This is a genomic window from Microbacterium deminutum, assembly GCF_039530205.1.
Taxonomy (GTDB): domain Bacteria; phylum Actinomycetota; class Actinomycetes; order Actinomycetales; family Microbacteriaceae; genus Microbacterium; species Microbacterium deminutum.
In genome coordinates this window covers 49,612-73,253 of sequence record NZ_BAAAOG010000012.1, presented here as the reverse complement: position 1 = coordinate 73,253, position 23,642 = coordinate 49,612, and the positions used below count along the sequence as shown (strand labels likewise).

27 protein-coding genes and 1 pseudogene are annotated in these 23,642 nt (G+C 66.8%); 15 read left to right on the top strand and 13 right to left on the bottom strand.

All coding sequences use genetic code 11. The annotated features are described in order from the left end of the window. Nucleotides 1-73 precede the first annotated feature (73 nt). Nucleotides 74-247: a DUF1232 domain-containing protein gene (locus ABD212_RS18245; protein WP_344097455.1), complete on the top strand. Its 174-nt coding sequence runs from the start codon at nucleotides 74-76 to the stop codon at nucleotides 245-247. A gap of 44 nt (nucleotides 248-291) precedes the next feature. Then, nucleotides 292-600: a Dabb family protein gene (locus ABD212_RS18240; protein WP_344097454.1), complete on the top strand. Its 309-nt coding sequence runs from the start codon at nucleotides 292-294 to the stop codon at nucleotides 598-600. A 62-nt stretch (nucleotides 601-662) separates the two neighbouring features. On the opposite strand, the gene ABD212_RS18235 is transcribed toward ABD212_RS18240, so the two are convergent. Both ABD212_RS18235 and ABD212_RS18230 read right to left on the bottom strand, forming a co-directional pair. Beyond that, on the bottom strand, nucleotides 663-1,115 hold the full coding sequence (locus ABD212_RS18235) for a GNAT family N-acetyltransferase (protein WP_344097453.1): 453 nt from the start codon (nucleotides 1,113-1,115) through the stop codon (nucleotides 663-665). Between the two features lie 140 nt (nucleotides 1,116-1,255). Next, complete coding sequence (locus ABD212_RS18230) at nucleotides 1,256-2,443, bottom strand: hypothetical protein (RefSeq protein WP_344097450.1); 1,188 nt, start codon at nucleotides 2,441-2,443, stop codon at nucleotides 1,256-1,258. A 276-nt stretch (nucleotides 2,444-2,719) separates the two neighbouring features. Here ABD212_RS18230 and ABD212_RS18225 point away from each other — a divergent pair, with 276 nt between their 5' ends. From ABD212_RS18225 to ABD212_RS18215, 3 genes are all read left to right on the top strand, one after another. Continuing rightward, nucleotides 2,720-3,688 (top strand): alpha/beta hydrolase family protein, encoded by a 969-nt coding sequence (locus tag ABD212_RS18225; protein WP_344097447.1) that lies wholly within the window; start codon nucleotides 2,720-2,722, stop codon nucleotides 3,686-3,688. Nucleotides 3,689-3,876: 188 nt separating this feature from the next. Beyond that, complete coding sequence (locus ABD212_RS18220) at nucleotides 3,877-4,290, top strand: TylF/MycF/NovP-related O-methyltransferase (protein WP_344097445.1); 414 nt, start codon at nucleotides 3,877-3,879, stop codon at nucleotides 4,288-4,290. A 183-nt stretch (nucleotides 4,291-4,473) separates the two neighbouring features. Further along, a complete protein-coding gene (locus ABD212_RS18215) occupies nucleotides 4,474-5,220 on the top strand; it encodes a dienelactone hydrolase family protein (protein ID WP_344097443.1) in 747 nt (248 codons plus the stop codon). 214 nt (nucleotides 5,221-5,434) lie between these two features. On the opposite strand, the gene ABD212_RS18210 is transcribed toward ABD212_RS18215, so the two are convergent. Next, on the bottom strand, nucleotides 5,435-5,920 hold the full coding sequence (locus tag ABD212_RS18210) for an MmcQ/YjbR family DNA-binding protein (protein ID WP_344097441.1): 486 nt from the start codon (nucleotides 5,918-5,920) through the stop codon (nucleotides 5,435-5,437). A gap of 294 nt (nucleotides 5,921-6,214) precedes the next feature. On the opposite strand from ABD212_RS18210, the pseudogene ABD212_RS19055 reads away from it, so the two are divergent. Further along, a pseudogene (locus ABD212_RS19055) lies at nucleotides 6,215-6,659 on the top strand (MmyB family transcriptional regulator). A gap of 246 nt (nucleotides 6,660-6,905) precedes the next feature. Here the strand turns inward: ABD212_RS19055 and ABD212_RS18200 are convergent. From ABD212_RS18200 to ABD212_RS18190, 3 genes are all read right to left on the bottom strand, one after another. Further along, nucleotides 6,906-7,952, bottom strand: coding sequence for a SagB family peptide dehydrogenase (locus ABD212_RS18200; protein ID WP_344097436.1), 1,047 nt, complete (start codon nucleotides 7,950-7,952; stop codon nucleotides 6,906-6,908). A 37-nt stretch (nucleotides 7,953-7,989) separates the two neighbouring features. Continuing rightward, a complete protein-coding gene (locus tag ABD212_RS18195; RefSeq protein ID WP_344097434.1) occupies nucleotides 7,990-8,211 on the bottom strand; it encodes a hypothetical protein in 222 nt (73 codons plus the stop codon). 384 nt (nucleotides 8,212-8,595) lie between these two features. Continuing rightward, nucleotides 8,596-9,003: a winged helix-turn-helix transcriptional regulator gene (locus ABD212_RS18190; protein ID WP_344097432.1), complete on the bottom strand. Its 408-nt coding sequence runs from the start codon at nucleotides 9,001-9,003 to the stop codon at nucleotides 8,596-8,598. A gap of 136 nt (nucleotides 9,004-9,139) precedes the next feature. Between ABD212_RS18190 and ABD212_RS18185 the strand changes: the two genes are divergently transcribed. The 4 genes from ABD212_RS18185 (at nucleotide 9,140) to ABD212_RS18170 (ending at nucleotide 11,740) form a co-directional block, all read left to right on the top strand. Beyond that, nucleotides 9,140-9,505, top strand: coding sequence for a DoxX family protein (locus tag ABD212_RS18185; RefSeq protein WP_344097430.1), 366 nt, complete (start codon nucleotides 9,140-9,142; stop codon nucleotides 9,503-9,505). A 556-nt stretch (nucleotides 9,506-10,061) separates the two neighbouring features. After that, nucleotides 10,062-10,331: a hypothetical protein gene (locus ABD212_RS18180; RefSeq protein ID WP_344097428.1), complete on the top strand. Its 270-nt coding sequence runs from the start codon at nucleotides 10,062-10,064 to the stop codon at nucleotides 10,329-10,331. A gap of 147 nt (nucleotides 10,332-10,478) precedes the next feature. Continuing rightward, a complete protein-coding gene (locus ABD212_RS18175) occupies nucleotides 10,479-10,982 on the top strand; it encodes a hypothetical protein (protein ID WP_344097426.1) in 504 nt (167 codons plus the stop codon). After that, a complete protein-coding gene (locus ABD212_RS18170) occupies nucleotides 10,979-11,740 on the top strand; it encodes a ParA family protein (RefSeq protein WP_344097424.1) in 762 nt (253 codons plus the stop codon). Before ABD212_RS18175 ends, ABD212_RS18170 begins: the two co-directional genes overlap by 4 nt. A gap of 151 nt (nucleotides 11,741-11,891) precedes the next feature. Here ABD212_RS18170 and ABD212_RS18165 read toward each other — a convergent pair whose 3' ends face one another. Genes ABD212_RS18165 through nrdH form a run of 5 tightly spaced genes read right to left on the bottom strand, consistent with a single transcriptional unit; the run spans nucleotide 11,892 to nucleotide 16,113 of the window. Continuing rightward, nucleotides 11,892-12,263, bottom strand: a complete 372-nt coding sequence (locus tag ABD212_RS18165; protein ID WP_344097422.1) for a hypothetical protein — start codon at nucleotides 12,261-12,263, stop codon at nucleotides 11,892-11,894. Between the two features lie 27 nt (nucleotides 12,264-12,290). Further along, nucleotides 12,291-13,265, bottom strand: coding sequence for a class 1b ribonucleoside-diphosphate reductase subunit beta (gene nrdF / locus ABD212_RS18160; RefSeq protein WP_344097459.1), 975 nt, complete (start codon nucleotides 13,263-13,265; stop codon nucleotides 12,291-12,293). Nucleotides 13,266-13,287: 22 nt separating this feature from the next. After that, a complete protein-coding gene (gene nrdE, locus ABD212_RS18155; protein WP_344097420.1) occupies nucleotides 13,288-15,444 on the bottom strand; it encodes a class 1b ribonucleoside-diphosphate reductase subunit alpha in 2,157 nt (718 codons plus the stop codon). After that, nucleotides 15,426-15,878, bottom strand: coding sequence for a class Ib ribonucleoside-diphosphate reductase assembly flavoprotein NrdI (gene nrdI, locus ABD212_RS18150; RefSeq protein ID WP_344097418.1), 453 nt, complete (start codon nucleotides 15,876-15,878; stop codon nucleotides 15,426-15,428). The genes nrdE and nrdI overlap by 19 nt, the downstream gene beginning before the upstream one ends. 1 nt (nucleotide 15,879) lies before the next feature. Next, nucleotides 15,880-16,113: a glutaredoxin-like protein NrdH gene (gene nrdH / locus ABD212_RS18145; protein ID WP_179438714.1), complete on the bottom strand. Its 234-nt coding sequence runs from the start codon at nucleotides 16,111-16,113 to the stop codon at nucleotides 15,880-15,882. A 386-nt stretch (nucleotides 16,114-16,499) separates the two neighbouring features. Here nrdH and ABD212_RS18140 point away from each other — a divergent pair, with 386 nt between their 5' ends. Together ABD212_RS18140 and ABD212_RS18135 are read left to right on the top strand one after the other, a co-directional pair. Next, nucleotides 16,500-17,705 carry an MFS transporter gene (locus tag ABD212_RS18140; protein ID WP_344097414.1) on the top strand — a complete coding sequence of 402 codons (1,206 nt, stop codon included), beginning with the start codon at nucleotides 16,500-16,502 and terminating at the stop codon, nucleotides 17,703-17,705. A 55-nt stretch (nucleotides 17,706-17,760) separates the two neighbouring features. Further along, a complete protein-coding gene (locus ABD212_RS18135; protein WP_344097412.1) occupies nucleotides 17,761-18,648 on the top strand; it encodes an intradiol ring-cleavage dioxygenase in 888 nt (295 codons plus the stop codon). A gap of 3 nt (nucleotides 18,649-18,651) precedes the next feature. Here the strand turns inward: ABD212_RS18135 and ABD212_RS18130 are convergent, their stop codons facing one another. Next, the gene (locus ABD212_RS18130; RefSeq protein WP_344097410.1) at nucleotides 18,652-19,074 is read right to left on the bottom strand and encodes a pilus assembly protein CpaE; all 423 of its coding nucleotides are present in this window, start codon (nucleotides 19,072-19,074) and stop codon (nucleotides 18,652-18,654) included. 56 nt (nucleotides 19,075-19,130) lie between these two features. Between ABD212_RS18130 and ABD212_RS18125 the strand changes: the two genes are divergently transcribed. Next, nucleotides 19,131-19,892, top strand: a complete 762-nt coding sequence (locus ABD212_RS18125; RefSeq protein WP_344097408.1) for an alpha/beta fold hydrolase — start codon at nucleotides 19,131-19,133, stop codon at nucleotides 19,890-19,892. A 28-nt stretch (nucleotides 19,893-19,920) separates the two neighbouring features. Here the strand turns inward: ABD212_RS18125 and ABD212_RS18120 are convergent, their stop codons facing one another. After that, nucleotides 19,921-20,919, bottom strand: a complete 999-nt coding sequence (locus ABD212_RS18120; protein ID WP_344097405.1) for a TIGR00341 family protein — start codon at nucleotides 20,917-20,919, stop codon at nucleotides 19,921-19,923. An 81-nt stretch (nucleotides 20,920-21,000) separates the two neighbouring features. Between ABD212_RS18120 and ABD212_RS18115 the strand changes: the two genes are divergently transcribed. Both ABD212_RS18115 and ABD212_RS18110 read left to right on the top strand, forming a co-directional pair. Next, on the top strand, nucleotides 21,001-22,161 hold the full coding sequence (locus ABD212_RS18115) for an acyl-CoA dehydrogenase family protein (RefSeq protein ID WP_344097403.1): 1,161 nt from the start codon (nucleotides 21,001-21,003) through the stop codon (nucleotides 22,159-22,161). A 185-nt stretch (nucleotides 22,162-22,346) separates the two neighbouring features. Further along, complete coding sequence (locus tag ABD212_RS18110) at nucleotides 22,347-23,618, top strand: DUF445 domain-containing protein (RefSeq protein ID WP_344097400.1); 1,272 nt, start codon at nucleotides 22,347-22,349, stop codon at nucleotides 23,616-23,618. Nucleotides 23,619-23,642 lie beyond the last annotated feature (24 nt).

The window sequence follows — 23,642 nt, the reverse complement described above, 5'->3', positions numbered from 1 at the left end:
GGTAGCTCACAGTTGATGTATGTGGTTCAGGTTTCTGAAGGCAGTCAAGCGCCGCGAGCACCGTGTCGCACCGATGACGTGGGTTGCCGCGACTGCCGCCGTCATCTACGCACTCGCCCCGATCGACGTGATCCCGGAACTCGTCCTCGGGCCGCTGGGTTTCACAGATGACATCGGTGTGTGGGGCATCCTCGCGGTGCTCGTCGTGCGCGAACATCGGCGGTGGCAGGCAAGCCTCCGGACGTAGGCCGCGGCCGCCCGCGAGAGGATCGGGTAGGGCACTCTGTAACGATGGCCATTCCATCCGTTGTGCACGTCGTTCTCGTCCAGTGGAAGCCGGAAGTCAGTCGCGCGGAGTTGGACGAGCTTACCGATTTCGCGTGCGCGTTCCCGGACGCCATCCCTGGAGTTCTCGCCGTTCATTGCGGGCCGAGCACGAGCCCTGAGGGCCTGGAGAGTGGATACGAGTGGGCGCTCGTCGTCAGCTTCGCCAGCAGTTCGGCCCGAGACCACTACTTGCCGCATCCGGCGCATCAACCCGTGGCAGAGCTGATCTCCCGATTGGCCGAACAGGTCGTCGTCTTCGACGTCGGTGCGTGAGGTACTGCAGTCAGAGGGATCATGAACGGTCGTTGGGTCTGCGCGCGGGATGTGCAGCGTCGTCAGGGTTTCGCGAGAGACAGCACGACGTCGCTGTAGGCAACGCCGGCCACTCGGTGGTGGCGGCCTGGAACAGGTTGCATGCCGTGCGCGAGGTAGAACCCGAGGCTGCTGTCGCGGGCTTCGGCCCACAGCGTTGCTCCCCCCAACGCGCGGACACGGCTCAGCGCGGCGCCCAGGAGTGCCGTTCCGATCCCGGCACCTTGCTGGCGCGGGGTGACGGCCATCTGTCGTAGCCGCCAGGCCGGTATTGCGGCGGGAAACTCGGGGGTCGCGGGTACCACGGTCGCGACGCCAACGATCCGATCCGCATCGTCCTTCACCGCAAGGTGGAAGGCGCCCGGAGTGTCGTCGTCCGGTATGTGCAGGTCGAGGTCGGTGCGGTCTTCCCGGAGGAGTTCCTGGCGCAGCGGGTAGGTCTGCGCGGCGGAGACTTCGACAACCGTCCAGGCCACACATTCGAGTGTGCCAGGCCAGGAGGCGCGGTTGGGTGCAGTCTGGCCGACACACATGGCATGGGCCGATCAGTGATCGAAGACGTCTGGCGACACTCGCGCGACTTCATTGCCTGCCGAATCCATGTCAATGATGTGGTTCAGGGGTAGCCGATCGTCCAAAGGAGGAATACCGCGACGGCCTGCAGCGCGAGGCACGTGGCGAGCAGCCAGCGACGCCGGCGAGGCGTCGCCGAAAGCCGCTCGTCGCCCAGCAGGGGGGAGAGCGGCATGACGAGGCGCAGGATGCTCTGCTGCGGAAGGAAGACCGCGAACAGATAGATGCCGTAAGCGGCCGCGAACGCGACGACCTCGATGCCGAGTCGGCGCACCGGGCGCGACGAGACCCACCACGCGAACGCGGCGATCACGAGAACCACCAGGATCGCCCCGATCGGCCCCGCGTACGTGATCGCGAAGCGGAACCAGGGGGTCAGGGGGACGAACGCGCCGTCGCCCACGAACGGGATCCACCACGCCGTCTCGGTGCGCACGTACACGTTGCCGAGGCCGGTGACGGCGTCGGCGATGAAGGGCCAGGCGAATCCCGCAATCGCCGTCGTGACGACGGCGGCGCCAAGGCCCGCCATCTCACGGATGCGGAACGGATCGTGGCGCCGGCGCATCCAGCGCACGGCGAACACGACCGCCAGACCCAAAGCGAGCGCGACGACTCCGGGACGCGTGAATCCGGCGACGACGCCGATCGGCGTGATCCACGCATAACGGCGCAGCACGGCGAGCAGGAGCGCCGAGAACAGGAGGAGGAGGAAAAGAGATTCGGCATAAGCGAGCGAGAAGACGAACGACAGAGGCCCGAACGTGAACAGGACGGCCGCCCACCATGCCTGTCGACCGGATGCCACACGACGCACGAGGAGGAACAGCATGACCGTCGCGCCGGCGCTCGCCGCGATGCTGATGACCACGCCGGCGATCTGCCATGGCATCCCCGCGGCGGCTGCGAGGGCGCGCTCGAGCATCGGGAACACCGGGAGGAACGCCCAGTTGTTCGGCATGACGTCGCCACTCGCATCCACCGGGATCGCCTGTGGATAGCCATACTCGGCTATCGCGCCGTAGCGATCGGCATCCCATCCGGCGAGGAAGTCCATGTACGACGTCACCGGCATCGGGTACGGACCGAAGTTCCACCGCGCCCCGCGCGACACGACATACCAGCAGCCGAGCAGTGCGAGGCTGAAGATCCGCCCGAGCGCCCACATACCGAGGACGCGGCGCAGGATGCCCGGCTCGAGCGGACCCGGATCTGCCTTGCGCTCGGCCATCTCCGCCACTGCCGCGCCAACGGATGCAAAGGGCGCAACCGCGCGCCGGACGATGCGCTGTTCGCCCAGGTCGAATCTCTGCTGCGGAGTGTGGATTGCGGCCCTTCCGATTCGCTCAACCTCGGTGCTCGCGCCCGGCAGGGACGCTGACCGTCGCCAGCAGATGCATGCTATCCGAACCGTGCTCAGTCCCGTGTGAAAGAGACAATCCCCGGCGCGCGCCGCTCCTGGTCATGGCAGGCGCCGCGCGCTCATGGCGCTGACAGAATCGCAGTCATGACGCTTTCGACCGAGGTCTCATGGGTGCTCGATGAAATCGAGATGTTCGGCACGATCACGAAGCCAGAGGGCGAGGGTCGGTTTCCGAGCGTTGTGATGGTGGCCGGAAGCGGCCCCACGGACCGCGACTGGAACTCCCCCCTCCTGCCGGGCGGCAACGGCTCCGCGCGCCACATCGCCGAAGCTCTCGCGGAAGCCGGTTACGCGTCGATCCGCTACGACAAGCGGGCATCGGGCCCGCATGTGATGGAGAATCTGCCGGCGATGGTCGGTCACATCAGCATGCAGTCCCATCTCGACGAACTCGTCGCGGCAACCGCCCAGCTCGCGGCCGACCCCACGATCGACGCCGAACGCCTGGCGGGCTTCGGCAACAGCGAAGGGTGTCTCCACGTCCTGCACTATGCGACGACGACGCAACCGCATCCGTTCTCCGCCATCGTGCTCACCGGCGCTCCCGGACGCTCGATCGGCACGGTCCTCGTCACACAGCTCTCGCAGCAGCTGTCAGGAGCACCTGAGCTCATTCCACTCGTCGAACAGGCGGCGGCCCGTTACGGCGCGGGCGAGCCCATCGCTGCCGACGAGCGTCTTCCCGAGCCGGTGCGCATGGTGTTCCGCAGCTTCGAGACGCCCGCGAACCTCCCCTTCGCCCGTGAGCTGTGGTCGGAGGATGCAACCATGTCCCTGCCGCGGGTGACGATCCCGACCCTCGTGCTCATCGGAGGCAAGGACATCCAGATCGACGCGCACGCCGACGGTGCACCTTTGCAGGAGGCGACGAGGGGCAAGGCGAACGTGACCTTCCTCTTTCCCACCGACGCGAACCACGTGCTGAAACACGAATCGCACACACGCGAGGAGGTGCTCGCCGGTCAGGGCACGCCGTACAACGACGATGCCGCCGTGCTCGACGCAGAGGCGATGGCCGACATCCTGAAATGGCTGCACCAGACACTCGACTGAAGCCGGATTCCTCCGCGCAGCGGAACGACGCGCGTCGCGCGTCCTGCCGCGGCCGTTGCGTGGTCGTCTGGGTACGAGGAGACTTTCGATGCCAACCAGGCCTTGGTCGTCGCTGTCCGCGGTCCGCGCGTAACGACCCACCAGGTCGGGCGGGCTGTTGGGCGACTCGCTCAGCGATCGGAAGCATCATGCGTGATGACGCGGTTTCCCTGTACATCGATCTGCTCAGGCGGTGCGTCAGCAACCTGATCTATCGGGATCCGTCGGTGCCGTTGATCGGGGAGGAATCGGAATACCCGTTGTTCGCCGCGTTCTCCCTCGAGCGCCGAATGACGGGGAGGGATTGGCCGCGCTACGCCCACACGATGATCGGGGCGCAGCGGCTCGACAATGTCCGGACCCTGATCGAGGACATCCTGGACAACGAGATTCCCGGCGACCTCATCGAGACGGGCGTGTGGCGAGGCGGCTCCACCATCTTCATGCGCGGTGTGCTGAAAGCCCACGGCGTCACCGATCGGACGGTATGGGTCGCCGACTCGTTCGAGGGCGAGTACCCGGCGGTGAACGAGCATGGCGCGACAGAGAAGTCCAAGAACTAGAGCCCCCAGGCCTCGGTGCGCCTCGAACGAGAGCCACCGAAGCGCTACGCTGTGGATGCCGTGCGACTGACGAAGGAGGTGATACCCATGAACGAATCGACGTGGGTGCTCCTCTCTGGGGTCACGGTCGGGCGATAGGTCGTCCGGGAGCGCCGCTGAAGAGCACTCCCGAAAGGCACGACCATGGACTTCATTACCGAAGAACGACTCGACGGCGACGTCATCGAGCGCACGTTCAGTCTTCGCGAGATCCCGGGCATCCTGTGGATACCGGCATCCGCATCAGCTTCCACGCCCGTCCCGCTCATCCTGCTCGGGCATCCGGGCGGACTGGGAGCCATGCACCCGCGGCTGGTGGCCCGGGCGACGCACTCGGCGTCGCAAGGCTTCGGTTCGGCCGCCGTTGAGCTCCCGGGAGCCGGCGACCGTCCCCGTCTCGCCGGTGTCGACCAAGCCCGCGCTGATCTGCGTCGGGCGCTGCGGGCCGGCGAGGCGGTATCCGGTGAGATCGTCGACCGACTCGTCCTCCCGCTGGTCGATGAGGCGGTCCCGGAATGGCAGGAGACTCTGGATGCGCTGCTCGCGCTGCCCGAGATCGGCGGCCCGGTCGCGGTCTCCGGCGGAGTGATCGCCATCGGCATCCGGCTGGCGGCGGTCGAACCACGAATCTCGGCCGCTGGGCTGTTCGCGGGCAGTTTCGTGCCCGCCTCAACGTTCGACGAGGCCCGGCGGATCACCATTCCGTTGCACGTGCTGCTGCAGTGGGATGACCAAGGAAACGATCGGCAGATGGCTTTGGACCTCTTCGACGCTTTCGGCTCCCAGGAGAAGACACTCCAGGCGAACATGGGCGGCCACACCGGCGTGCCGTCGTTCGCCGGCGAAGATGCCGCCCGGTTCTTCGCGCGTCACCTGAACCGGCCCGCGTGACAGTAGACGGAAGCGACAACGACGCCGCACGCATCGGAGTCCGACCTCGCGCGGGGCGACGTGCAGGATCTCCGCTGGAGGTTCACTGGCAGATCATCGGGCGCGCTGATCGAAGACGTAGAAGACATTGCCGCTGGGGTCCTTGAACCCAGCAACGCTGACCGATCTCGCTCGCGGAGCGATCGGCTCGTGCCGTGCCCGACGGGAGTGAGCCCTACTCAGGAAGGTTCGACTCTTCGCTCTGGACGTCGAGGTCCTCGCCGCTGCCCGCAGCGACGTTGTGATCCTTCTCCCCCTCGGCAGCCTGCGAGCCGAGGGCGGCGGCATCGAGCTCGTGGCGGAGATACTTCGGAGCCTGTAGGCGCCAGGCTTCGGTCATCAGCTCGGCGAGATGGTCCGCGTCGATCGCGGCCAGGCGGAACGCAACCTTCGGCTCGCCCCACGGCGTGGTCGTCCGCAGGAACACCTCAGGCTGCATCTCGACGAGAGCGAACGCATCCACGCGATCCGCCACCTTCACTGCGACGACGAGTTCGGCCGCAAGAATCGCACGGATTTCGTCGGGCACGCTCGGCCAGGGGTGGCACTCCCACGCGTAGAGCTTGCTCCGGACAAACCACGCTGCGCCACCCGTCGTCGCGCGCTCTTCGCTGCCGGGCAGGCCGTCAGCGATGTTGCGCAGGTCGTCGAGGGTGGGCACGGCGCGAGCCTACCCGGCGCAGTCCAAAAAGCTCTGTCCCCGGTTCGGGCTGGCCCGCGCATGAGCGTCCGCGCCGAGGGAAGCGCCGCACCGCCCGGACCCCTTATGCCGCGAACATCGCGACCGCCAGGTGGGCCTCGTTTTCTCGTTTCTGAGGCGAGCTGTCGCGGCCGGTCGCCTAGGCTCCGCCTCCACAGGTCGCCGCGTCGGGCAGGGCCCGGACGGGCATGAATCGTCGTCAGATCACCAGCGAAGTGGACACTGCTGGACGCGAACCCGCCATACAACGCACTGATGGGTGACACGTCCGTTTGGCAGGGCCTCGAACGCAACGCCGTCTGGCGAAACCTCGTCGGGCCAGGCACCCGCACGATACAGACCCCCGAAGAACAGCGCAAGCTGCAGCGCGGACTCGTGGCAGACCTGCGGATGACGGCATCCGATACCCGGCCGACCGGCAGCTGCGCAGACTCATCGCCGACCTCTCCACGGCCAGTACTCTCTTCACCGACCTGTGGAACATGCCGCCCGCCGACACCCCACGCACTCCCTCCGGACACAAGATCATCGACCACCCGAGGTGGGACGTATCGCCCTCGACTGCGACACACTCGTCGTCGCGGCCGACGACCTGCGGATCATGACCTATACCGCCGAGCCGAACACCCCGGACGCTGCGCGTCTGCACCTCGCCCTCGTCATCAGGACACAGACCCTGACCGAGCAGAACGCCGACTGACTTCCCGCCCCCGCACACCACCGGGACATCACCATGCCCGATGATCACGACCGAGGAAGGATCCAGGGGCTCGCACCCTGCATAGTGCAGATCCACGGGGTGCACGCAAAGACCCGCTCCCGCGCGCCGCCCATTCAGGGATCCACGCACGGCCGTCGCTGTCTCGATCCGATCCACGAGGGGTGCTGGGCGATGCCCGACTTGGCTCCCGTAGCGACGATCACGGTGTCCACAGCGGGCTGAGGCTCACGGTTCTCGTGGCCGGCCACACGCCGCGGCGTAAAGCACGATCTCGCTCGGATCGTCAAGTCCCAGCAGCTCCTCCGCTATCGCTTCGTCGATCGCGGCGGATGTCCAGGGAGCCAATCCCAGCGCCGTGCAGACCAGGTGGAACGTCTGCCCCAGATGACCGGCATCGAGAAGGATGACCCTGTACGCGTGCGATTGACGGTACTTCCATGCGCTCCTCTTCGTCACCGCGGTCATCAAGAAGACGGCCGCCGCATCGGCCACCCAGGGTTGCCCGGTGAGGGCTTCGAGCACACGGTCGGAGGACGGCGCAGCGGCGCTGAGTCGGGCGAGCGCGTTCCGGCCGGCGGAGAAGTGATACGTCCCGGCTTCGAGGCCGTCGACGTTCTGCGCGATGCAGTAAACCTCGACCGGATGCCGCGCTCCGCCGGAGGGTGAGGTCTTCAGCACGACAGGACCGACGCCCGGGTCGTTGTGGATGGACGAAACCCCCCAACAGGTGCGCAGAATCGTCGCCAGGTCCCGCATGGTGACCGGATCACCCGAGAACGCGCGGCCGGTGCGACGCCGGGCGAGGACATCGGCAAGGGAGACATCGGGAAGATCGGACGCGGGGAGCGGGATGTCGTCGCGACCGTAGTCCTTGTATGGCGGCGGTGGAGGGGATTCCCGAGCAAGGGCCACCAGCTGCTGCCGCTCCGTGTCGAGGTCGTACGCGAAACGGGTCCGCCGTGTCGAGAGATGGAACAGCAGGGAGTCACGCCCCCACGGCCATTCCGTGAGGATCCGTCGCTCCAGGGCAGCTGGATCCCCGTCCGCGTCGAGCAGGACATCCTGGGACAGAAGGGCAGCAAGGATCTCCCGCGCACCCTCGTCGCCTCCGAACCGGGCCTGGGCATCAGACCACGACACAGCGTCCGCCAGGGAGTTGAGGGGAGCCAGCAGCGCCGGGTGCAATTCGGTCGTCTTGCCGGTGAGGTAGTTCTCGACCAACATCCCGCGTTCGCTGTCGAACTCGACGACAAGACAACGGCTCCGCGCCACCCGTGCGACGGGACCGGGTGAGTCGCTCGTCACGCGGTCAGACGCAGCAGGTGTCGCCGCGATAGCGGTAGCCCGCCACGGCCATCTCGGCGACCGAGCGGTCCTTGACATAGAAGGTGATCCTCGCCGCCGCCTTCGGATCGCCGGAGTCCCACAGCGCCCTCAGCGCCTCGAGCTGCTCTTCGGTGACCTCGATCTGAACCGGCTGGCGCTCGGCCTCGACCTTGATCTGCGCGGAGAGATCGTTACCACGTTCCATCTCAACCACCTCCACATAAGACGAGAAGTCGGATGCCTCACGTCGGCTGACAATTGCTGGAGCGATTCGCGCGGAGGAAATGACGGTGCCCTGCCCCGGACGGCGTCAACCCCATCGTCGAGCGAGCGAGCGCTGCCGTCAAGGGCATCGCTGCGCGCGCGGTCGTCCACCCGGTTCGGGGTGTCCCGATGGTGACATCGCAGACCTGCGCCTGCGGCGCTGAGGAACTTCGGGTCAGCACTTCTCGGGGAACCCCGGGGTTCACCCGTACGCACGTCGCACCCCGCCCTTTGCCGTATCGTCGACGCACCGTTCAGTCGAAGCCATCCGAGCGCCGATGGAGGAGGATTCCAGCTGAATGACCGTGCCCGCTAATGGGTCGATTCAATTCGAGTGGGCGTGGTCGTAGGCGGCCCGGGAGTCTTCGATTCTCGGGTGGTTCTGGATGGCCCAATCCGCCAGCGACATCGCAAGTTCGATGAGCGTGCCGCCAAGAGCCGTCAGCTCGTACTCGACGCGGGGCGGGACCTCGGCGTGGACCGTCCGCGTGATGAGTCCGTCGCGCTCGAGTTGGCGGAGTGTCAGTGTCAGCATGCGCTGCGAGATGCCGGGGATGTGACGCTGGAGCTCGGTGAAGCGCAGCCGCTGCTTGCGGAGCGTGGCGACCACGAGAAGCGACCACTTGTCGCCGACGCGGTCGAGGACGTCGCGGATCGCCCTGCCGTGATTACTGTCCGCCGGGCTCCCCTCGCATGACCTCTCATAGGTCGTCGTGGCCGGTTCACCGGGCATTTGGGCGGTGATGGTGCTCGACATCGCGTGTGACCTGCTTACATCCGTGTGCCTTTTGTACGCGACCCATGAGTATCGCATCATTGGGTTGCTTACAAATAGTAACAGACCACCCGATTCCTCCCTGGAGACTCACATGACCATCGCCCTCTGGATCATCAACGGCCTGCTCGCGCTCGCCTTCATCGCCGCCGGCGGCATGAAGGTCGCCCGCCCCAAGGCCGCCCTCGTAGCCAGCGGTCTCGGCTGGGCCGACGATTACGCCGACCCGACCGTCAAGCTGATCGGCGCCGCAGAGATCCTGGGCGGCCTCGGCCTGATCCTCCCGCTGCTCACCGGCATCGCACCCCTCCTCACGCCGATCGCCGCGACCGCCCTGACCGTCGTCATGATCGGCGCAGTCACCGTCCACACCCGCCGCAAGGAGAACGCCACCCCCTCGATCGTGCTCGCGGCCCTCTCGGCCATCAGCGCCGCACTCGGCTTCCTCGTCGTGCTCTAGTGCATCGGACGGACGGGCATCCGGCAGGCGACCGATCGCCGCCTTCGCATAGTTCACCGACATGCACGGGCGACAGCGAAGGTGCCGTACGTCTTGCCAGTTCTCGCCGAGAAGGACGCGAACAGGAGCGTCACGAGGAGAGTGAGCAGCCCGTGGCAACGCACCTGGTGCGTTCCCGACGTCGGCAGCAGCGAGGCCGAAGGTTCACCGATCGTTCGCCTGACCGTAAGGCAGCCCTCTCAGCCTCGCGACTAGCGTGCGCTTTATGTCGTCGGATCTGCTTCCGGTCATAGCACTGTTGACCCCCGTTGCCCTGGTGCTGGCGGTGTTACGGCGACGTTCACCTGCCTCGTTCGCAAAGACGCACGCGAGGAGCGGACATCAGCACGGCAAACGGATTGACGGCGTCCGACGACAACGGTGACGGCTTCCAGCCCAGCGTGAACAGAATAATGACGATCGCGAGTACAACGACGATGACCGGCGAGGGGCGCTGGGCACCCGTCGCGGACGTGTATCCCTGGCCGCGGAGAGCGGGCAGTGCGAGACTTCTCGCGTGACCGCGCACCTCGCAGACCCCGTGCCCACTCCCTGGATCCGCTCCGACGAGCCTCCCCCCGACGAGGACATCGACGCGATCGACCTGTGGTGGCGATCTGCATGTGCGCGGCTGCATCGAGGAGGGTACGACGACCACGCCTTTCGACATGGCGAGCACGGCGCCGATCCGGTCGAGATCAGCGAATGGGTGTGGCCGGATGCGCGGGACTTCGCGTCGGATCCTCCGGTCAGCGAGACCGCGGCCACCGGCGGTGACAACGACTGACCGCGACCGGACGGGACGTCTGGCGCGGATCCGCCCATCGGCCGTACTTCATGCACTGCGGATGCAACTATCCACCCGATCGACGCCTAACGTTCATTACGGTGGAGGAAGCCCAGAGGGGCTCGACGAAATCTGGAGGTGCGCAGAGTGGCGCAGACGAGGGCGAAGAAGGCCGCGGCAAGGAAGTCGGGAAATAGGAAGGCGACTGAGAGGACTGCGAGGAAGGCCCTGGTGCGGGCGGAGAAGTCCGTGCAGGCGGCCCGCAAAGCGGTGCGCGACTCGACCAAGAAGCTGCGTAAGAAGGCGGCGGCGTTGGACAAAGAAACCAAGAAGCTGACAGCGAAGCTGACGAGTGCCAGCCGCGAGAAGGTCGCCCAGGCGAAGAACGCTGAGAAGGCGCGCGCATCCGCCTCACCCAAGACAACGCCGACACCGAACAAGGTCACCGCGGAAGCCCCGATCAGTCCATCCCAGACGGGCGCGCCGCGGCCGCGGCGGACAGCGCAGCGGCCCGCGACGAAGAAGTCGCCGCAGCCGGCATCGGCCACGCTCGTCGAGCTTCGCGAACGGGCGAAGGCGCAGAAGCTCTCCGGATACTCGCGGCTCAGCAAGGCCGCCTTGATCGCCGCACTCGAGTCGCAGCCGAAGTGAAGGTCGTCGCGGTCTACAGCGTCAAGGGCGGCGTCGGCAAGACGACCGCGGCAGTGAATCTGGCGTGGGAAGCGGCGAAGGAGTTCCGGGTGCTGCTGTGGGATCTGGACCCCCAGGGGGCGGCGACGTTCCTGCTCCAGGTAAAGCCGAAGGTGAGGGGTGGCGTGGGCGCGCTGGTCGCGGGGCGCAGCAAGGTCGCTCGCATCATCCGTTCCACCGACTACGCCAACCTCGACGTGCTGCCGGCGGACGCGAGCTACCGCGATCTGGACCTGATGTTCGATCACGCGAGGAAGTCGGAGCAGCGGGTCGCGAAGATCCTCGAGCAGGTCGACGGCGATTATGACGTGGTGATCCTCGACTGCCCGCCGGGCGCCGCGCTGGTGGCCGAGAACGCGTTGTTCTCCGCCGATGCGGTGGTGGTTCCGCTGGTGCCGTCGCCGCTGTCGATACGCTCGCTCGAGCAGGTCAAGGAGATCGTGGCGGCATCCGCGTCGAAGCCGCGCATAGTGGCGTTCCTCTCGATGGTCGATCGTCGCAAGACGGTGCACCGCGCGGCTGTCGAGGAGCTGCCCAAGAAGCAGAGATCGGTCACCGATGTGGTCATCCCGGCTACGGTGCAGATCGAGCGGATGGGCACGGAACGGGCGCCCATCGGCAGCTACGCGCCCAGTGTCGAGGCGGCACGCGCGTACGGCGAGCTCTGGTCCCGGGTGCGAGCGACCGTGAAGCCCAAGGCACGCAAGCACAAACACTGAATACTTCGCGGCGAAAGGGAACGGAAGCAGCGTTCTCGCGTTTCCGGTGGCCTCCCCTGCTGATCCGATCCACCGCCGTTTCGGGCTCAGCGCGAGGCCCTCGCTCGCATCGCGGACTCAAACGCGGTGAAAGCTGCGGGGACGAACGTTGTCAAGCGTTCCTTTGGACGCCCTGCGCTGCTGCCATCCCAACTATTGCGAGCGGCACGAGGATCCAGAGCTGGTACACGCCCGCACGTCGCGCCTCCCGCGGGATGTCCGCGTCAGAGAGTTCGTCTGCAACACCGTCGCCGATACTGAGCCGGCTCGCGAGGATCGCGAGGGGCACATAGTTCAGTGCGATTCCCAGAATCCAACAAGAGACGAGGGCGCCGAATGGTTGGGTGGGCCGACTGAGCAGCCATACCGCGAACCCGACGCCGACAAGCGCACCCAGGATGAACTCGGCCGTGATGATCCGCTGCCGCCGCCGCGATCCGTGCCCGCCATGCATATCAAGTGCTACGAAGCGTTTGACAGTCACCCAATATCACCCGAGTGGCGGGAAACTCTAGAAGTCCCAGTCCTCGTCTTCGGTCGCCTCGGCCTTGCCGATCACGTACGACGAGCCCGAACCCGAGAAGAAGTCGTGGTTCTCGTCCGCGTTCGGTGAGAGCGCGGACAGGATCGCCGGGTTCACGTTCGTGACGGATGCCGGGAACATCGCCTCGTAACCCAGGTTCATGAGCGCCTTGTTGGCGTTGTAGTGCAGGAACTTCTTGACGTCCTCGGTGAGGCCGACAGTGTCGTAGAGGTCCTGCGTGTACTGCACCTCGTTGTCGTAGAGCTCGTACAGCAGCGAGAACGTGTAGTCCTTGATCTCGTCGCGCTTGGCCTGGTCGACCCGCTCGAGCCCCTTCTGGAACTTGTAGCCGATGTAGTAGCCGTGCACGGCCTCGTCGCGGATGATCAGGCGGATGAGATCGGCCGTGTTCGTCAGCTTGGCGCGCGAGGACCAGTGCATCGGCAGGTAGAAGCCCGAGTAGAACAGGAAGCTCTCGAGCAGGGTCGAGGCGATCTTGCGCTTGAGAGGCTCGTCGCCGCGGTAGTACTCCATCACGATCTGAGCCTTCTTCTGTAGGTTCGGATTCTCGACCGACCAGTGGAAGGCCTCGTCGATCTCTTTCGTCGAGCACAGCGTCGAGAAGATCGAGGAATAGCTCTTGGCGTGCACCGACTCCATGAAGGCGATGTTCGTGTACACCGCCTCTTCGTGCGGGGTGATGGCGTCGGGGATGAGCGACACGGCACCGACGGTCCCCTGGATCGTGTCGAGGAGCGTGAGCCCGGTGAACACCCGCATCGTGAGGGTCTGCTCGTCAGGGGTGAGCGTGTTCCAGGACTGGATGTCGTTCGACAGCGGCACCTTTTCGGGCAGCCAGAAGTTGTTCACGAGCCGGTTCCAGACCTCGAGGTCCTTGTCGTCCTCGATGCGGTTCCAGTTGATCGCCTGGACGCGGTCCAGCAGCTTGACCTTCTCAGTCATCGTCATTCCTTAAGCGTAGAGACTAAAGCATGCAGGAAACGCATTCGGACATGTCGGTGCCCTCGAGCGCCATCTGTCGCAGCCGGATGTAGTAGATCGTCTTGATGCCCTTGCGCCACGCGTAGATCTGGGCCTTGTTGATGTCGCGCGTCGTCACCGTGTCCTTGAAGAACAGCGTGAGCGACAGGCCCTGATCGACGTGCTGCGTCGCCGCGGCATACGTGTCGATCACCTTCTCGTAGCCCAGCTCGTAGGCGTCCTCGTAGTACTCCAGGTTCTCGTTCGTCATGAACGGCGCCGGATAGTAGACGCGGCCGAGCTTGCCTTCCTTGCGGATCTCGATCTTCGACGCGATCGGGTGGATCGACGACGTGGAGTTGTTGATGTACGAGATCGACCCGGTGGGCGGCACTGCCTGCAGGTTCTGGTTGTAGATCCCGTGCTGCTGGATCGACGCCTTCAGGGCCGCCCAGTCCTCTTGCGTGGGGATGTGGATGCCGGCGAACAGCTCCTCGACCTTGTCGGTCTGGGGCCGCCAGGCCTGATCGGTGTACTTGTCGAAGAAGGTGCCCGACGCGTACGTCGAGTCCTCGAACCCGTCGAAAGCCTGGCCGCGCTCGACAGCGATGAGGTTCGAAGCCCGCAGGGCGTGGAACAGCACCGTGTAGAAGTAGATGTTCGTGAAGTCGAGCCCCTCTTCCGACCCGTAGTGCACATGCTCGCGGGCGAGGTAGCCGTGGAGGTTCATCTGCCCGAGGCCGATCGCGTGGGAGCGGTCGTTGCCGTCCTCGATCGAGCGGACCGACGCGATGTGGCTCTGATTGCTCACCGCCGTGAGGGCTCGGATGGCGGTCTCGACCGTCGCGCCGAGGTTGCCGCCATCCATCGCCAGCGCGATGTTCATCGACCCGAGGTTGCACGAGATGTCCTTGCCGATCTCGGCGTACGAGAGATCCTCGTTGTAGGTCGTCGGAGTGTTGACCTGCAGGATCTCGCTGCACAGGTTCGACATGTTGATCCGGCCCTTGATCGGGTTGGCGCGGTTCACCGTGTCTTCGAACATGACGTACGGGTAGCCCGATTCGAACTGGATCTCGGCGATCGTCTGGAAGAACTCGCGCGCGTTGATCTTGGTCTTCTTGATGCGCGGGTCGTCCACCATCTCGCGGTACTTCTCCGTGACGGAGATGTCGCCGAACGGCACCCCGTACACCTTCTCGACGTCGTACGGCGAGAAGAGGTACATGTCCTCGCCGTTCTTGGCGAGCTCGAACGTGATGTCGGGCACCACCACGCCGAGCGACAGCGTCTTGATGCGGATCTTCTCGTCCGCGTTCTCGCGCTTCGTGTCGAGGAACCGCATGATGTCGGGGTGGTGCGCGCAGAGGTACACCGCGCCGGCGCCCTGACGTGCCCCGAGCTGGTTCGCGTAGCTGAAGCTGTCTTCGAGCAGCTTCATGACCGGGATGATTCCACTCGACTGGTTCTCGATCTGCTTGATCGGGGCACCCGACTCGCGGATGTTCGACAGCAGGAGCGCCACCCCGCCCCCGCGCTTGGACAGCTGAAGCGACGAGTTGATGCCGCGCGAGATCGACTCCATGTTGTCTTCGATCCGCAGCAGGAAGCACGACACGAGTTCGCCGCGCTGCGCCTTGCCGGTGTTGAGGAACGTCGGGGTCGCCGGCTGGAAGCGGCCCGCGATGATCTCCTCGACGAGTTCGACAGCGAGCTTCTGGTCGCCGTCGGCGAGCCCGAGGGCGGTCATCACGACGCGATCCTCGAACCTCTCGAGGTAGCGCTTGCCGTCGAAGGTCTTGAGCGTGTAGCTCGTGTAGTACTTGAACGCGCCGAGGAACGTCTCGAACCGGAACTTCTTCGAATACGCGAGGTCGTTGAGCTTCTGGATGAACTCGAACGGGTACTTCGCCAGCACCTCGGGCTCGTAGTACTCCTTCTCGACCAGATAGTCGAGTCGCTCCTTGAGGGAGTGGAAGAACACCGTGTTGAGGTTCACGTGCTGCAGGAAGTACTCGCGTGCGGCGCGCTTGTCGGCGTCGAACTGGATCCTTCCATCGACGTCGTACAGATTCAGCATCGCGTTGAGCGAGTGGTGATCCATTCCGTCGAAGCGGACCTCGGTCTTGAAGTCCTTCTCGGTCACTGCAGCTTCCACCATCGTTCCAATCCGTCGCTCACGCGATCCACATCTTCCGGCGTGCCGAACACTTCGAGCCGATACAAGTGCGGCACCCGGCACTTGCGACTGACGATCTCCCCGGCGAGGCAGAAGTGCTCACCGAAATTCGTGTTGCCCGCGGAGATCACTCCGCGGATCAGGCGCCGGTTTCGCTCATCGTTGAGGAATCGGATCACCTGCTTGGGAACGGCACCCTTCTCTTCGCCACGGCCTTGGCCTCCGCCGTACGTCGGGGTGACGAGCACGAACGGCTCATCGACGACGAGCGGGCCATCCGTCGAGCGGAGCGGGATCCGCGCCGCCCGCATTCCGAGCTTCTCGATGAAACGGGCGGTGTTGCCCGAGATGCTCGAGAAGTAGACGAGCAGTGGCGCGTCCGTCGCGACGCGCTGCGCCGTGACGACCGCGGACATGTCAGGCCAGACGAGAGGCGAGCTCGTCGATCTTGTCGGGACGGAACCCCGACCAGTGGTCCTCATCCGTGATGACGACCGGCGCCTGGAGGTACCCGAGCGCCTTGACCTGCTCGAGGGCCGCCGGGTCCTCGGAGAGGTCGTGCACCTCGTATTCGATGCCCTTCGAGTCCAGCGCGCGGTACGTCGCCGTGCACTGAACGCACGCGGGCTTTGTGTAGACAGTGATCGCCATGTGGATCCGTCTCTCCCCTCACATCCGAAGTTCTTGCCGGTAGACCCCCCACCGGGAGTCCAATACTACATATGGGTGCCGACATTGAATAGCACCACAAGGGATAGTAGTTACATCCGTGTAGTTTTCCACCGGTCTCCTCAGATACAACACAGGTTGTCCACCGTTTCATCCACAGGAGAGCGGCTTCTTCGGACCCTCGAAAAGGCCTGAAACACGCTCGAATCGGATGCCGCGGCCGCATCCATCCACAGGCGCAACGCTATGGCGGGGCTCCGACATCCGATCGCCCTGTGGATTGCGCGGCGGGCGTGTCGCGATGCGTCGCGCATGGCCACGGCGCACCCGCCGCGTGACGGTTCGGCGGCTCACGGTAGCGTGGAGGGGTGGCCGGTTACAGGGATGTTCTTCGCACTCCCGGCGTCGCACGGATCATCGCCGCACAGCTCACGGCCCGGTTCCCCAACGGCATGACCAGCCTTGCGATCCTGCTGCACATCCACCACGTCACCGGCTCCTACGGCTCGGCCGGACTCGTGCTGGCGGCGACCTCGATCGGCCAGGCGATCGCGGGTCCGGTCACCAGCCGCTGGATGGGCGTCTGGGGAATGCGGCGTGTGATCGCCACCACCCTCACGGTGTGTGCAGCGGCCATCACCACCCTTGCGCTGATCACGGTGCCGCTTCCGGTCTACATGGGGCTCGGCGTCCTGATCGGGCTCTCCACGCCGCCGATCCAGTCCGCCGCGCGGACGATCTACCCCAAGCTGGTGAGCGCGCGCCAGCTGACGCCGCTCTTCTCCCTCGACGCGTCGCTGCAGGAGATCATCTGGATCGTCGCCCCCGTCCTCATCACCTTCGTCGCGACGCAGGTCGGAACGGTGCCCGCGCTGCTGCTCATCGTCGTCATCCTGGTGGGCGGCGGCACCTGGTTCATCCTCTCCCCCGAGGTGGGTCGTGTGCGCATCCCGCGCAGCCGCCGAAGCTTCGGCAAGGTGCTGACCAAGCTGCCCGTCCTGCTGGCGACAGTGATCGGATTCCTGCTCATCGGCGCGTGCGCCGCCGTCGAGGCAGGGGTCGTCGCGACCTTCGGCCAGGGCGGACTCGAGGCCGGAATCGTCCTCGCGCTGTTCTCGGTCGGCAGCCTCGCAGGCGGCCTGTCGTTCGGCAAGATCCCGATCGGCCCGTGGGCGATGGCACGGCGGCTCGCCATCGTGACGGTCGGACTCGCCCTCACGATGTTCTCGCTCGAAGTCTGGTGGCTCGGCGGCACGCTCGTGCTGGCGGGCATCGGCATCGCGCCGGCGCTCGCCGTCCTGTTCGCGATGACCTCGGCGAGCGTCAAGTTCAGCGACACCGCCGAGGCGTTCGGCTGGGTGGGGACGGGACAGCTGATCGGTGCGGCGGCGGGGTCGGCGATCGCGGGCTTCCTCATCGACGGGATCGGCCCGCAGGGTGCGTACATCGCCGCGACGGGGTTCGCCGCGGCGGGCCTTCTCGTCGCCGTCGCCCTGGTGCGCGGATTCCCCGACCTTCGGACGCGGGGCGTGAGCCCGATTCCCGACACCGAGCCGCTGCAGACGGTGACCTGAGTGAGGCATATCAGTCCCATAGCGGACGCATAGCGGACGGCGCTTACCTGGACCGATGAGACACACCGACCCGCGCTGGCTCGATCGCAACGGCGAACCCATCGACGAGGACCACCGCGGCCTCGTCTACGACGTCCAGACACTGATCGACCGCCGCCGCGCGCTCGGCATCTTCGGCGGAGTCGCGCTGACGAGCCTGCTCGCGGCCTGCAGCGCACAGTCGACCGATGCCGCCACGACAGGCGGCGCGACCTCGAGCCCGACGGCGAGCGCCACGCCGACGGCGTCGCCGAGCACCTCGGCCGACGCGTCGGGACCCCTCGCCGAGGTGCCGGACGAGACCGGCGGACCGTATCCGGGCGACGGGTCGAACGGCGTCGACGTGCTGGACGACTCCGGAATCGTGCGGAGCGACATCCGATCCAGCTTCGGATCCTCCACGACGGTGGCGCAGGGCGTTCCGCTCACGATCGCATTGACCGTGCGCGATGCCTCGACCGGCTCCGCGCTCGCGGGCCGCGGCGTGTACGTCTGGCACTGCGACCGCGACGGGAAGTACTCGCTCTACGGCAGCGGGGTCGAGAACGAGAACTATCTGCGCGGCGTGCAGCAGACCGACGCCAACGGCACCGTTCGATTCACCTCGATCTATCCGGCGTGCTACTCGGGGCGCTGGCCGCACATCCACTTCGAGGTCTACCAGGACGTCGCCACCGCCGTGGCGTCGGGACCTATCGTCAAGACCTCCCAGATCGCACTGCCGGCCGAGGCGGACAGCGCGGTGTACGCGACCACCGGCTACGAGCAGAGCGTGCCGAATCTGGCCCAGGTGTCGCTGCAGACCGACAACGTGTTCCGCGACGATGGCGGCATCCACCAGATCGCGACGATGTCGGGATCCGCGACCGGCGGGTACATCGCCTCGCTCACGATCGGCCTCTGAGGCTCATCCGATCCGGCGCAGCAGTTCGAGCACCGCGAGGGCATACGCGTCGGCAGGCTCGGGATGCTCGAACCGCATCAGTTCGGGTGCGGCATCCGGCGCCTGCTTCAGCGAGATCTCGACCTCGTGCGTGTCCTCGAGTCGCCGCAGCGACCGGAACGATCCGCGCAGGAGCTCCCGCAGCTGGTGCTCGTGCGGGAGCCAGAGCGCGTCCTCCTGCGCCACCGAGTCCAGCGCCCACTCCGTCGTGCCGTTGAAGGCGAGGATCCGCCCCGTCGGATACTCGCGCGGCTCGATCGTCATCTCGCTCACGGTGAAGACATCCGCCTCGAACTCGGGCTCGTCGAGCTGGAACCGGTCGCCGGACCGCGGGTGCCACACCAGTCCCGCCTCCTTGAGTGCGACTGCCAGTTCCGTCGAGATCATGCCAACCATCTTGGCCCCCGATGGCGCGGCACAGGGTCGCTCATAGGCTGGGGCACATGCCTGCACCCGTCACCCTCCCCCGTCTCTCCTGGGGAGATCCCGCGTCAGCCCGCCGCGCTCTTCTCATCCACGGCCTCGGCTCGACCGGCGCACTGATGTGGCGGTTCGGTGTCGCCCTCGCCGACGCCGCATGGCGAGCAGATGCCGTCGACCTGCGCGGCCACGGCACGGCTCCTCGGGCGCTCGACTACCGCCTGTCGGCGTACGCGGCCGACGTCGAGGCGACCCGGCCCGAGCATGGCGGCCCCTGGGATCTCGTGGTCGGGCACTCGCTCGGTGGCGCGGCAGCCATCGCCGCGGCGGCGGAGCACCACGGCTGGACGAGAAGACTCGTGCTCGTCGATCCGGCGATCCGGCCGACCGCGAAGGACCTCGAGATCGTCCGCGCGAGTCAGGAGGGGTCGTTCGCCGACCCCAGCGAGGCCGCGGTGCGCACCGCGCATCCGCACTGGCACGAGCACGACATCGAGCTCAAGTCCCTCTCGGCCCGCCAAGCCAGTCGGTGGGCCGTCGAGCAGACCAGCGAGCAGAACACGCCGTGGGACGTGACGGATGCCGCGGCCCGCCTCGCGGTTCCGACCCACATCCTCGGCTCCGACCCGGACGTGTACAGCATCTTCTGGGGCGATCGCCTCGACCGGCTGCGCTCGGCGAACCCGGCGATCGGGTACTCCTTCGTCTCGGGTGCCGGGCACTCGCCGCACCGCGACGCGCCGGAGGCGACCATGACGGAGTTCCTGCGCATCCTCGCCGCGTGAGCGTGCCGCCGGCGCGACGACCGCGAGATCACTGCACGACGTGCTCCACACCCTGGCCGACATCCACGGTGACTCCCACGAAGCTCGGGATCGCGGTCGAGAGCGCCTCGCGGAGACCGTCGATGGGGGGCACGGATCCGTCATCCGTCGTGACGGCGAGCGTCGCCGAGAGCCCGCTCCAGTCGACGTTGTAGATCCGGGCCCCCGCGTCGCCGTGGAGCCAGTCGGCCGCCACCTGCTGGATCGTGACCGACCAGCGGGCGATCGCGACCGAGGCGACCGAGTTGGCGGCGAGCGGCACTGCGATGATGACGGCGAGCACGGTGACGACGGTGTAGGCACGGCGACGATTCGCGACCGGGGACGAGCTGGGGTCGCGGGCGTAGCCGCCCATCGTGAACACGATGGTTCCGGCGATCACGAGTGCGACGACGTTCGAGAGGAAGAGGATGAGGGCCCCGAATGCGTCGCCCCACAGCCCCTGACCCGCGCACACGCCGACGACGCCGAGGGGAGGGACGAGCGAGATCGCGATCGCGACACCGGGCAGCACCGCGCTCAGGTCCTTGCGGCACATCGCGAAACCGCCGGCGAACCCGGTCGCCAGGGCGGCGACCAGATCCATGAGGCTCGGTGACGTGCGCCCGACGACCTGCGAGTTGGTGGCAAGGCTCTCGGGAGTGGCCACGAAGACGGTGAAAACGAGGCCGAGCACGACCACGATGACCAGTCCGCTCAGCACCCAGAGGATCGAGCGGATCACGAGGCTCAGATGCCCCGTCACGATGCCGAGGGCGATGCCGAGGATCGGTGTGCCCAGCGGCGCGATGATCATGGCGCCGATGACCGTGGCCGTGGAATCGCTGAGCACACCGGCGATCGCGATCGTGCCGGCCAGGGTCAGCATGATGAGGAAGCCGGTGCGCTTGCTCACCCTGTCGCCGTAGCTGAGGTCGAGCGCGTCATCGAGCGCTTCGACCGGCTGACGCTGGGCGGGCGGGATGAGCGTCTGGGTGAGACGGGACATGACTCCTCCTCGCGGCTGGATGCGATCATCGTGGCACGCCGCGCCCGCTCCGGTCCGCCGAACCCGCGCCAGAATGGGTGCGTGACCGACTTCGACCCTGCCTCATACCTGCCTGATGACCTGCTCGAACGGTTCCGCACGCGGGCAGCGACGCACGATCGCGAGAACACCTTCCCCGATGCGGACCTCGCCGAACTGAAAGCCGCGGGCTATCTGGCCATCCTCGCGCCCGCCGATATGGGCGGCGGCGGGCTCGGCCTCGCCGAGGCATCCGTCCTGCAGCAGCGCCTCGCGGGAGCGGCGCCCGCGACGGCGCTCGCGGTGAACATGCACCTGGTCTGGACCGGAGTCGCGAAGGTCCTCGCCGACCGCGGGATCGACGCGCTGCGCTTCGTGCACGAGGGCGCGGTCGCCGGCGAAGTCTTCGCGTTCGGCATAAGCGAGGCCGGGAACGACCTCGTCCTGTTCGGCAGTGACACGGATGCCGCACCCCGGCCCGATGGCTCGTACGCGTTCACGGGAACGAAGATCTTCACGTCGCTTGCTCCGGTGTGGACCCAGCTCGGCATGCACGGCCTGGACACGACATCCGCGGACGCACCGAAGCTGGTCTACGGATTCGTCCCGCGCGGCGACGCGGTCGTGACCCGCGACGACTGGGACACGCTGGGGATGCGCGGCACGCAGTCCCGCACGACCGAGCTGCGCGGAGCGGTCGCCCCCGCGGACAGGGTCGTGCGGCGCGTCGATCCGGGCCCGAATCCCGATCCGATCGTCTTCGGGATCTTCAGTGTGTTCGAGCTGCTGCTCGCGTCGGTGTACACCGGCATCGCGCGACGCGCGCTGGACCTCGGGGTCGAGACGGCGGGCCGGCGGCGGTCGAAGAAGACCGGCAAGGCGTACAGCCAGGACCCCGACATCCGCTGGCGCATCGCGGAGATGGCGCTCGCCTACGACGCGCTGCCGCCCGAGCTCGCGGCGCTGAGCCGAGACGTCGACGGTCTCGTCAACCATGGCCCTCGCTGGTTCTCGCTGCTGGCGGGTGTCAAGCACCGGGCCGTGACGACGGCCAAGCGCGTGGTCGACGAGGCGATGCTCGTCGCGGGCGGGTCGTCCTACTTCTCGGCGAACGAGCTCTCCCGGCTGTATCGCGACGTGCTGGCGGGTCTGTTCCACCCGTCCGACCCCGAGTCGGCGCACTCGACGGTCGCCACCGCGTGGCTCGGGCCAGTCGAAGACTGACGGGCCCAGGCGGCGGCAGCATCCGCCGTGCGTCGGTGACGTCGAGATCAGGCGAAGTCGCCGCATCGGGACGGGTTTCGCGCCGAATCGTCCCGAAGACGGCGAATCGCCTGAACCGGCGCGCCACGCCGCGCCCCGCGGTCGCACCGGCCCGCCGCGCCACCGGGGCGTGCGAGGATGACGACATGGCGCGCACCCCCACGGCTCTGCTGAGCTCCGCCGATCAGGAGCGCCGCAGCGGTCTCCAGGTCATGAAGGGCATCGCGCTCGGCGCGCTGCTGCTCTCGGCCGCTGTGTTCGCGTTCGCGTTCGCGTTCCAGGACCAGATCTCCTGGCTCGTTTACGTGCGGGCCGCCGCGGAAGGCGCCATGGTGGGGGCGCTCGCGGACTGGTTCGCGGTCACGGCGCTGTTCCGGCATCCGCTCGGGATCCCGATCCCCCATACCGCGATCATCCCGAGACGCAAGGACGAGATCGGGCGCACGCTGGGCGAGTTCGTCGAGACCGAGTTCCTGCGGGGCGATGTCGTGCGGACGAAGCTCGAGGCCACGGCGATCGCCTCGAAGCTCGGCGACTGGCTGCGCGTGCCCGCCCACGCCCAGCGGGTCACGGCCGAGGGAGCCGTCATGGCGTCCGGAGTGCTCGAGGCGCTGAGCGACGATGACGTCCGAGACGTCATCGAGGACCTGGCCCGCGAGCATCTGATCGCCCCCGACTGGGGTCCGCCGCTCGGGGCCTGGCTCTCCCGGATCGTCGAGTCCGGCGCGCACCACGGCGCCGTCGACATGGGGATCGACAGCATCGCGTCGTGGCTCGAGGCCAACCACGGCGCCTTCCAGGGGCTCGTCTCGCGGCGGCTGCCGCCGTGGGTGCCGTCGATCGCCCACCGGTTCGTCGATGACACCGTGTACAACGAGGCGGTCAAGTTCATCGCCGCGGTGCAGGCCGAGCCGCGGCATCCGGCCCGCATCGCCGTCGACGGGTACCTCGACCGGCTCGCCGACAACCTGCAGCACGACCCCGCGACGATCGGCCGGCTCGAGGACGCCAAGGTCAAACTGTTCGACAGTCCCCGCGTGCGCGAACTCGCCGCCGAGGCGTGGAACACCGCCAAGACTGGGCTGCTGAGTTCGCTCGCCGACCCGCAGAGCGGCCTGCGGGTGCGCGCTGCGACGGCGATCGCCGAGATCGGCGAACGGATGACGACGGATGCGGCGCTGCAGCATCGCGTGGACACCTGGGTGACGGATGCCGCGGTCTTCCTCGTCGAGCGCTATCGCAGCGACATCGCGTCGATCATCACCGACACCGTGGAGCGCTGGGACCCGGCCGAGACGACCGAGAAGATCGAATTGCAGGTCGGGCGCGATCTGCAGTACATCCGCCTGAACGGCACGATCGTCGGCGCACTGGCGGGGCTTGCGATCTTCGCGATCGCCCACGCTCTGCTGGGATGACCCCGGGCGACATCCACCTCCAGG

Excerpts from the sequence above, each read along its gene's own strand:
- ABD212_RS18245 (WP_344097455.1), top strand. The coding sequence starts at position 74 with ATGACGTGGGTTGCCGCGACTGCCGCCGTCATCTACGCACTCGCCCCG.
- ABD212_RS18240 (WP_344097454.1), top strand. The coding sequence starts at position 292 with ATGGCCATTCCATCCGTTGTGCACGTCGTTCTCGTCCAGTGGAAGCCG.
- ABD212_RS18230 (WP_344097450.1), bottom strand. The coding sequence starts at position 2,443 with ATGGCCGAGCGCAAGGCAGATCCGGGTCCGCTCGAGCCGGGCATCCTG.
- ABD212_RS18225 (WP_344097447.1), top strand. The coding sequence starts at position 2,720 with ATGACGCTTTCGACCGAGGTCTCATGGGTGCTCGATGAAATCGAGATG.
- ABD212_RS18220 (WP_344097445.1), top strand. The coding sequence starts at position 3,877 with ATGCGTGATGACGCGGTTTCCCTGTACATCGATCTGCTCAGGCGGTGC.
- ABD212_RS18215 (WP_344097443.1), top strand. The coding sequence starts at position 4,474 with ATGGACTTCATTACCGAAGAACGACTCGACGGCGACGTCATCGAGCGC.
- ABD212_RS18195 (WP_344097434.1), bottom strand. The coding sequence starts at position 8,211 with ATGGAACGTGGTAACGATCTCTCCGCGCAGATCAAGGTCGAGGCCGAG.
- ABD212_RS18190 (WP_344097432.1), bottom strand. The coding sequence starts at position 9,003 with ATGCCCGGTGAACCGGCCACGACGACCTATGAGAGGTCATGCGAGGGG.
- ABD212_RS18185 (WP_344097430.1), top strand. The coding sequence starts at position 9,140 with ATGACCATCGCCCTCTGGATCATCAACGGCCTGCTCGCGCTCGCCTTC.
- nrdF (WP_344097459.1), bottom strand. The coding sequence starts at position 13,265 with ATGACTGAGAAGGTCAAGCTGCTGGACCGCGTCCAGGCGATCAACTGG.
- nrdE (WP_344097420.1), bottom strand. The coding sequence starts at position 15,444 with ATGGTGGAAGCTGCAGTGACCGAGAAGGACTTCAAGACCGAGGTCCGC.
- nrdI (WP_344097418.1), bottom strand. The coding sequence starts at position 15,878 with ATGTCCGCGGTCGTCACGGCGCAGCGCGTCGCGACGGACGCGCCACTG.
- nrdH (WP_179438714.1), bottom strand. The coding sequence starts at position 16,113 with ATGGCGATCACTGTCTACACAAAGCCCGCGTGCGTTCAGTGCACGGCG.
- ABD212_RS18135 (WP_344097412.1), top strand. The coding sequence starts at position 17,761 with ATGAGACACACCGACCCGCGCTGGCTCGATCGCAACGGCGAACCCATC.
- ABD212_RS18130 (WP_344097410.1), bottom strand. The coding sequence starts at position 19,074 with ATGATCTCGACGGAACTGGCAGTCGCACTCAAGGAGGCGGGACTGGTG.
- ABD212_RS18125 (WP_344097408.1), top strand. The coding sequence starts at position 19,131 with ATGCCTGCACCCGTCACCCTCCCCCGTCTCTCCTGGGGAGATCCCGCG.
- ABD212_RS18120 (WP_344097405.1), bottom strand. The coding sequence starts at position 20,919 with ATGTCCCGTCTCACCCAGACGCTCATCCCGCCCGCCCAGCGTCAGCCG.
- ABD212_RS18110 (WP_344097400.1), top strand. The coding sequence starts at position 22,347 with ATGGCGCGCACCCCCACGGCTCTGCTGAGCTCCGCCGATCAGGAGCGC.